The 7441-nt window shown below is 61.3% G+C and carries 7 protein-coding genes; 4 read left to right on the forward strand and 3 right to left on the reverse strand.

The genetic code is table 11. From position 1 onward, the window contains the following. Window positions 1-56: 56 nt before the first annotated feature. On the forward strand, window positions 57-1574 hold the full coding sequence (locus G4923_RS20580) for an HD domain-containing phosphohydrolase (protein WP_111911325.1): 1518 nt from the start codon (window positions 57-59) through the stop codon (window positions 1572-1574). Window positions 1575-1654: 80 nt separating this feature from the next. On the opposite strand, the gene G4923_RS20585 is transcribed toward G4923_RS20580, so the two are convergent. After that, a complete protein-coding gene (locus G4923_RS20585; protein ID WP_163138159.1) occupies window positions 1655-2920 on the reverse strand; it encodes a TIGR03503 family protein in 1266 nt (421 codons plus the stop codon). Beyond that, complete coding sequence (gene dnaQ, locus G4923_RS20590) at window positions 2917-3651, reverse strand: DNA polymerase III subunit epsilon (RefSeq protein WP_163138154.1); 735 nt, start codon at window positions 3649-3651, stop codon at window positions 2917-2919. Before dnaQ ends, G4923_RS20585 begins: the two co-directional genes overlap by 4 nt. A 52-nt stretch (window positions 3652-3703) precedes the next feature. Here dnaQ and rnhA point away from each other — a divergent pair, with 52 nt between their 5' ends. Beyond that, window positions 3704-4168: a ribonuclease HI gene (gene rnhA, locus G4923_RS20595; protein WP_111911319.1), complete on the forward strand. Its 465-nt coding sequence runs from the start codon at window positions 3704-3706 to the stop codon at window positions 4166-4168. A 51-nt stretch (window positions 4169-4219) separates the two neighbouring features. On the opposite strand, the gene G4923_RS20600 is transcribed toward rnhA, so the two are convergent. Continuing rightward, window positions 4220-4942: a class I SAM-dependent methyltransferase gene (locus G4923_RS20600; RefSeq protein ID WP_162520138.1), complete on the reverse strand. Its 723-nt coding sequence runs from the start codon at window positions 4940-4942 to the stop codon at window positions 4220-4222. Between the two features lie 81 nt (window positions 4943-5023). On the opposite strand from G4923_RS20600, the gene gloB reads away from it, so the two are divergent. Both gloB and G4923_RS20610 read left to right on the forward strand, forming a co-directional pair. Beyond that, the gene (gene gloB, locus G4923_RS20605) at window positions 5024-5788 is read left to right on the forward strand and encodes a hydroxyacylglutathione hydrolase (protein ID WP_163138155.1); all 765 of its coding nucleotides are present in this window, start codon (window positions 5024-5026) and stop codon (window positions 5786-5788) included. A gap of 69 nt (window positions 5789-5857) precedes the next feature. Then, complete coding sequence (locus G4923_RS20610) at window positions 5858-7399, forward strand: LysM peptidoglycan-binding domain-containing protein (protein WP_163138156.1); 1542 nt, start codon at window positions 5858-5860, stop codon at window positions 7397-7399. Window positions 7400-7441: the final 42 nt, after the last annotated feature.

The raw sequence follows: 7441 nt of genomic DNA on the forward strand, positions 1-7441 counted from the left end.
TCCTAACTTGAATGAAGCGGTTAAGGTAAGCACAGGATCACACACAGGATTGCGTAATGGATGATCAAATCCTGATAATTGACGATGAAGACCTGCCCCAAACAGCACCGCGACCCGCCGGCTGGAAGGTGATGATAGTGGACGATGAACCCGAGGTGCATCGCATCACCAAGATTACCCTGAGCAAGTTTGAATTCGACGGCAAGCCCATCGATTTTCTGCACGCCTATTCCGCCGCAGAAGCCAAGGCCCTGCTCGCCGTCACCCCGGATGTCGCCCTGCTGCTGCTCGATGTGGTCATGGAAGCCGATCACGCCGGTCTGGAGGTGGTCAAGTTCGTGCGCGACGAGCTGCAAAACAAGATGGTGCGCATAGTGCTGCGGACCGGCCAACCCGGTCAGGCCCCGGAAGATGACGTCGTCACCAACTACGACATCAACGACTACAAGGACAAGACGGAGCTCACCTCCCAGAAGCTGCGCACCCTGCTGCGCGCCAGCCTGCGCTCCTACCGTGACATTCGCACCCTGGAGAGCAATCGCCAGGGGCTGGAAAAGGTCATCGAGGCCTCCAAGGGGATCTTCGAGCAACGGGCACTGCGCCAGTTCGTCGAAGGGGCCCAGACCCAGCTCAGCGCCCTGCTCAACCTGGAAGAGTCCCAGATCTATGATGTGAAGCATCTGGCCTACGAGGTGCGGGACCAGGTGCTGGAACCCCTGCTCAGCGAGGGCCCGGCCCTGCGCCTCAGTGAGGCGCCAGCCATACTGCGCTGCGCCATGGACAAGGGCGCCAACGTCTACGATGGCAACCAGATGGTGCTCTATTGCCAGAACCCCCGTCACCACCTGCTGTTCCACATCGAGACCACTCGCCCCCTCAGCCAGATGGATACCGGCCTGCTGAGCCTGTTCACCGAGAACATCATAGTGGCGCTGGAGAACATCCGGCTCAACGAGGTCATCGGCGACAACCAGCGCGAGATCATCTACCGCATCGGCGAACTGGTGGAGAGTCGCTCCAAGGAGTCCGGCCTGCACGTCAAGCGGGTGGCGCTCTACACCGAGCTGTTCTGCCAGTTGCTCGACATGAACGAAGACAGGTGCGAGCTCATCAAACGCGCCTCTCCCCTGCACGACATCGGCAAGGTGGGGATCCCGGATGCCATACTGCACAAGCCGGGCAAGCTCACCCCGGATGAGTGGGAGATCATGAAGACCCACGCCCAGCTGGGGCAGGACATGCTCTCCGGCAGCGATCTCGCGCTGTTCCAGATAGGGGCCACCATAGCTGGCAACCATCACGAGAAGTGGAACGGCACCGGCTACCCCCGCGGACTTAAAGGGGATGCCATCCCATTGGAGGGGCGCATAGTCGCGCTGGCGGACGTGTTCGATGCCCTGGGGTCGGATCGCTGCTATAAGCAGGCCTGGCCACTGGACCAGGTGCTGGCGCTGATCAGAGCAGAGAAGGGAGAGCACTTCGATCCCCTGCTGGTGGATCTGATGCTGGCCAACCTGGAGAAGTTCCTCGAGATCCGCGAACAGTACAAGGACATCTATATCGGCGCCCACTGAGATAGGGGTGTCCAGCGAGCAGCCACCTCGCCATCATGAAGAAGCCGCCCATCGGGCGGCTTCTTTGCATTGAGCGTGGGCTACTGCTCCGGCAGATTGAGATCCAGCTTGGGCGCCTGCGCCGCCGGGGCCGCAGCCTCGCTTTGTGCCTTCTGGGCCGCCATCGCCTTGTGCAGGGTGCGGCGTTTTTGCAGCAGGATGAAGCCACCCGCCCCCAGCAGGAGCAGCAGCAGGCCGCCGCCTCCCAGGGCCCAGGGCAACCAGACCGGGCTCTCCCGCTCCTCAAACTTGGCCTTGGTCGGTACCGCCGCCGAAGTGGGAGATGCCGCTGAAGGGGTGGGCGCCGGTGGCGGCAGTATGGTGAACGACTTGACCGGCAGTTGCAGTTGCACCTCGCGGCCGAGCCGGGTGGTGCCAAACAGGGTCGCCTCCACCCTGTACTGACCCGCCGCCTTGAGGGCGGAGAGATCGACCCCAAGGCGGGGCTCGGTTGCCACTGCATTGAAGGCCATGCTGACCCCTGCGCTGTCGATGGCCTTGCCCTGGATCACCACTGAGGCCGGATCCAGCTCGTCGGCATCGATGAGCAAGGAGAGCCTGGCCCCAATGTCGCCGGAAGGGGCATCCAGGGTGTAGCTCAGCGGCCAGGGGAAGAGCAGCACTTGCTGGGACTGGGCACGGGAGAACACCTGATTGCCGCTGCTGTAGAGGGCGCGATACTTGCCTGCCGGCACATCCAGCACCGCCTCGGCGGTCAGGACGCCATCCCCGGGCACCTCGTCGAGCCCCTTGCCATCATCCAGATAATGTCCAAGGGTCTCCTCGACGATGGGCTCCCCACTCTGGGCGGCGTCGTTGAACTGTTGCAGCTTCACCGTCATGCCGAGATCGGAGAGGTAGTAGCCCGCCCCCGGCGCCGCTCCATCGATCAGCAACCTGGACTGCAGCTTGACCCGCTCTCCCTGATAGAGGCGGGCCGGCAGCGGTTCGCTCTCGAGCCGGATGTCGGTGAGCAGGCGCACCCTGTTGTCGGGGTCCACCTCGCCGATGGCCTGCCAGGGGCCCGGCATGGGATTGCGCACAGTGATGAGATCCTGATCCTGCTGCGTCAGCCAGCCCACATCCGGCGGCGTGACCTTGCCCACATAGAGCTTGCTGCCATCCGGCCGCACCAGGATCACCGACGGCGTGCCCGGCTTGCGCTTGATGATGAAGGTGATCTCCTTGACCCCGTAATCGATGCGAAAGCGGTTGTCGAGCAGTGGAATGTCAGAGGGGGCAAACACCTCGTTGGCCATGCCGGAGAGGGTGGTCAGCAGCAGCAGGCCCCCCCAGAGCGAGCTCATTGCCGCCACAGGCAGGCTCCCCCTTTCTTCTGCACCAGATCCAGCCTGGCCTCATGGACGGCGACCACCTCGTCGCTGGCGCGCACCACCCTGAGGGGGGCGCGGTTGCTCTCCAGCCGACGGATCCCGGTATCCTGGTTGCTGTCATTCTCGTTGCTCTCGCTGGCCAGATTGAGCTTGGTCTGGCCACCCGTCATCAGCAGGTAGACGTCCGCCAGGATCTCCGCATCGAGCAAGGCCCCGTGTAGGGTACGGTGGGAGTTGTCAATGCCGTAGCGATCGCACAGCACATCCAGGTTGTTGCGCTTGCCGGGGAAAAGATCCCGCGCCATCGCCAGGGTATCCGTGATGCCGCAGATGTCCGCCGTCTTGAAACCGAGGCCGAGCTTGCTGAACTCATAGTCCATGAAGCTCACGTCAAAGGGAGCGTTGTGGGCGATGATCTCTGCGCCGCGGATGAAGGCGATGAAGTCGTCGGCTATCTGGCTAAAGGAAGGCTTGTCCGCCAGGAAGGCATCGGTGATGCCGTGCACGGCGATGGCCTCGGGGTCCACCAGCCGATCCGGCTTGATGTAGACATGGAAATGATTGCCCGTCAGTTTGCGGTTGATCACCTCCACACAGCCGATCTCGATGATGCGGTGACCCTGATAGATGGGGCCGCCTGCCGTGTTCATACCTGTGGTTTCAGTATCCAGAATGATCTGGCGATTCAGTTGGGGTGTGCTCATGATCGAATCCATGTCAAACTTCGGTTTTATTCGCTAGTTTACCCCAAGACACATGCTAAAAAAGATTGATTTGTATACGGATGGTTCCTGCCTCGGCAATCCGGGCCCCGGCGGCTATGGCGCCGTCATGGTCTATGGCAAGCACCGCAAGGAGTTGGCAGGGGGCTATCGGCTGACCACCAACAACCGGATGGAGCTGATGGCCGCCATCATGGGACTGCGCACCCTGAACGAACCCTGCCAGGTTCGCCTGACCACCGACAGCCAGTATGTGCGCCAGGGGATCACCCAGTGGATCATCGGCTGGAAGAAGAAAGGGTGGATGACCGCCAGTCGCCAACCGGTCAAGAACGTCGATCTCTGGCAGGCGCTGGATGCGGAAGTGGCGCGCCACCAGATCGAATGGCTCTGGGTCAAGGGTCACTCCGGTCACCCCGAGAACGAACGCTGCGACGTGCTGGCCCGGGATGCCGCCAGCGGCAAGCAGCTCGCCGAAGACACGGGCTACCAGCCCTGATATGCCATACAGGCATTAATGAAGAGAACAGTAAGCGGTCTGCCGGGACAGTCACCAGCCCTGACGCGCCATGCCAGGCGCCGCCATCGACTCCGGCAGGCGCCAGCGACGGCGCACCGGAGTGACGGGGAAACGCCGCTTGCGGGCGGCTATCACATAGACAGAGGCAAAGGCTCTGCAGTAATCCCGCCCCAGGCTCTCCCGCCACCAGCCGATCCGGCTCTGCTTCCCCATGAAGGAGAAGCCGAAGCGATCGTCAAACATCACCTCGCACCCCAGCAGTTGCAACCAGTCGGTCACCCGGGCCGGGGTGAACATGCGCGCCGACCAGGGCAGGTGCTGTCGCATGAAAGGCAGGTAATGACCCAGGCCGACCAGGCTGGTGGGGTTGTAGCCACTGACGATGAGCCAGCCGTCATCGGTCAGCACTCGCTCAGCCTCGCGCAGCACCTGGTGCGGATCCGGTGAAAAGTCGAGGCAGTGGGCGAGCAGGCAGGCATCCACGCTGGCGGTACGGATCGGCAAGGCAAGGGGATCGCCCTTGATATCCAGCAGACGCCCGCCGGGGGCGACACCCAGCTGGTGGCGAATGGTGGAACTGCCGCAGGAGAGCTCGGCGCTCAGGGCGCCAATTTTCAGCAGATGGTAGCCAAACAGATGAGGGCACCAGTTGTCGAGCCGCTCCTGGATCTCGGCCGCCACCCAGTCACCCATGGGCAGTGCCGACCAGCTGGTCGGGATCGCGATCTGTTGTTCAGTACGTGCCAGCTGCATAATGGGACCAATCCGGGGTGCGAATGCCATCTTGTTATATAAGATCCCTTCCACAAAGAGAACACAAAGAGAAGCCGACCCATGTATAGCGTCATCACAGTTCCCGCCTTCAGCGACAACTACATCTGGTTGATCCGACACGAAAACCACTGCCTGGTCGTGGATCCGGGCGAGGCAACCCCCGTGCTGGAGCGGCTCGAGACGCTCGGGCTTGAGCTCGACGCCATCCTGCTGACCCACCATCATCGCGACCATGTGGGCGGCGTCACGGATCTGCTCCATCATTTCCCTCATGCCCGCCTCTATGGCCCCAAACATGACCCCATGCCGGATCATCACGGCCAGTGGCTCGATGACGGCGATCAGATCAACTGGCACGGACTGAGCCTGGATGTCCTCCACATCCCCGGTCATACCCTGGGCCACATCGCCTATCACGGCCATGGCATGCTGTTTTGTGGTGATACCCTCTTCAGTGCCGGCTGTGGCCGCCTGTTCGAGGGCAGCCCCGCCCAGATGTACGGATCCCTGCAGCGGCTCGCGGCCCTGCCCGATGACACCCTCCTCTATTGTGCCCATGAATACACCCTCTCCAACCTGCGTTTCGCCCACGCGGTCGAGCCGGACAACCTGGCGATCCAGCGGCGGATCGGGGTGATCAGCAAGCTGCGTCAGCAGGGCTTGCCGAGTCTACCCTCACGCCTGGGGGATGAGCGGCATTTCAATGTTTTTCTGCGCTGCAATGAGGACTCAGTGAAATTTTCTGCTGAGAAATACGCCCTTAAATGCTTGGAAAATCCAGAGGATACCTTCACCGTACTGAGGGGCTGGAAGGACGTTTTTTGAACAAACCTTGATCAGGGGGCCATTGCCCCTTATGATGCGAGCTGTTTTTCAAGAGATGACCTGAGCGAGATGAAGCTACGAACGGCCTTATTGGCGGCGCTGTTTCTCAGCGGCTGTCAAAACCTGAGCCATCAGGATGACCGGGCGGTAACGGCAATCGAGCCGATCAAATCCCCCCAAGTCAGCAAGAAAACATACAAAAAACATTCAGCGCGCTTCCTGTTCGGCGATGAACAGATTGAAGAACTGGATGACACGGATAACCTGTGGGTGCGTATCAGCGATGATATGCAGCTGGACTCGCACGAAAATGCCCGTGTCCGCCAGCAGCGTGATTGGTTACTGCGTAATGATAAGCATATGGCGACCATTGCCAGCCGGGCTGAGCCCTACCTGTATCTGATGGTAGAGGAAATCGAACGGCGTGAGCTGCCAATGGAGCTTATTACCATCCCCATGATCGAGAGCATGTTCGATCCCAATGCCCGCTCCCGCAGCAATGCGGTGGGTCTTTGGCAGTTCGTTCCGGCTACCGGCAAGAACTTCGGCCTGCGCCACGACAACTGGTATGACGGCCGCCGCGATGTATTGGCGTCCACCAATGCCGCACTGGACTACCTGGAGTACCTGAACCGTTTCTTCGACGGTGACTGGCTGCAGACGCTGGCCGCTTACAATGCCGGTGAAGGCCGGGTACGCAACGCCATCATCCGCAATCAGAAGGCCGGCCGACCGACCGATTACTGGTCGCTGGACCTGCCCCGTGAAACCCGGATGTATGTGCCCAAGATCCTGGCCATGGCCGACATGATCCGCAATGCGGACAAATACAATGTCACCCTGCCGGTGCTGGCCAACAAGCCGCAGTTGCGGACCATCAACACAGGTGGCCAGATCGATCTGAACGTGGCGGCGCAGCTGGCAGGCGTCTCCGCTTCCCAGCTCAAGGCCCTCAATCCCGCACTCAAGCGTGGCATGACCTCGCCGCGGGGCCCCTACAACCTGTTGGTACCCATCGAGTACGCCGACACCCTGGAGCTGGCCCTGGCCGATCTGCCCCAGCGTGAACGTAGCCGTGGTGTGCGCTCCTATCAGGTCACCAGCGGCGATACCCTCTCCCGCATCGCCCAGAATCACGGGGTGAGCGTGCAGCAGCTCAAGCTGGCCAACAATTTGCGCGGCAACAATCTGCGCCGTGGCCAGAGCCTGATCATCCCCAACGGGGGACGCGCAAGCCAGGCCGTTCAGAGCAAGCCGCAGCAACTGGCCAGCCGCAGTGGCAGCAAGATCCAGTATCAGGTGCGTTCGGGCGACAATCTGTGGAGCATCAGCCAGGCCCACGGGGTGACCCACGCCGATCTGGCCAAGTGGAACGGTTTGAGCGCCAAGTCAGCCCTGAAACCGGGTATGAAGCTGGTGGTCTGGCCCAAGCAGGGCAAGGGCAGCAACAAATCCATGGTCTATCAGGTGCGTCGCGGGGATTCCCTCTCCTCCATCGCCGCCCGCTTCCAGGTCGCCGTCAACGACGTGATGCGCTGGAATCAGCTCGGCAAGACCGACTACCTCAAGCCGGGGCAGGAGCTGACCCTGTTCGTGAAGAACAACAGCTGATTGCTTATCACCGCATAAAAAAATGGCTATGTCCCAATTACG

This window comes from Aeromonas rivipollensis, from assembly GCF_010974825.1.
GTDB lineage: Bacteria > Pseudomonadota > Gammaproteobacteria > Enterobacterales > Aeromonadaceae > Aeromonas > Aeromonas rivipollensis.

Excerpts from the sequence above, each read along its gene's own strand:
- G4923_RS20580 (WP_111911325.1), top strand. The coding sequence starts at position 57 with ATGGATGATCAAATCCTGATAATTGACGATGAAGACCTGCCCCAAACA.
- G4923_RS20585 (WP_163138159.1), bottom strand. The coding sequence starts at position 2,920 with ATGAGCTCGCTCTGGGGGGGCCTGCTGCTGCTGACCACCCTCTCCGGC.
- dnaQ (WP_163138154.1), bottom strand. The coding sequence starts at position 3,651 with ATGAGCACACCCCAACTGAATCGCCAGATCATTCTGGATACTGAAACC.
- rnhA (WP_111911319.1), top strand. The coding sequence starts at position 3,704 with ATGCTAAAAAAGATTGATTTGTATACGGATGGTTCCTGCCTCGGCAAT.
- G4923_RS20600 (WP_162520138.1), bottom strand. The coding sequence starts at position 4,942 with ATGCAGCTGGCACGTACTGAACAACAGATCGCGATCCCGACCAGCTGG.
- gloB (WP_163138155.1), top strand. The coding sequence starts at position 5,024 with ATGTATAGCGTCATCACAGTTCCCGCCTTCAGCGACAACTACATCTGG.
- G4923_RS20610 (WP_163138156.1), top strand. The coding sequence starts at position 5,858 with ATGAAGCTACGAACGGCCTTATTGGCGGCGCTGTTTCTCAGCGGCTGT.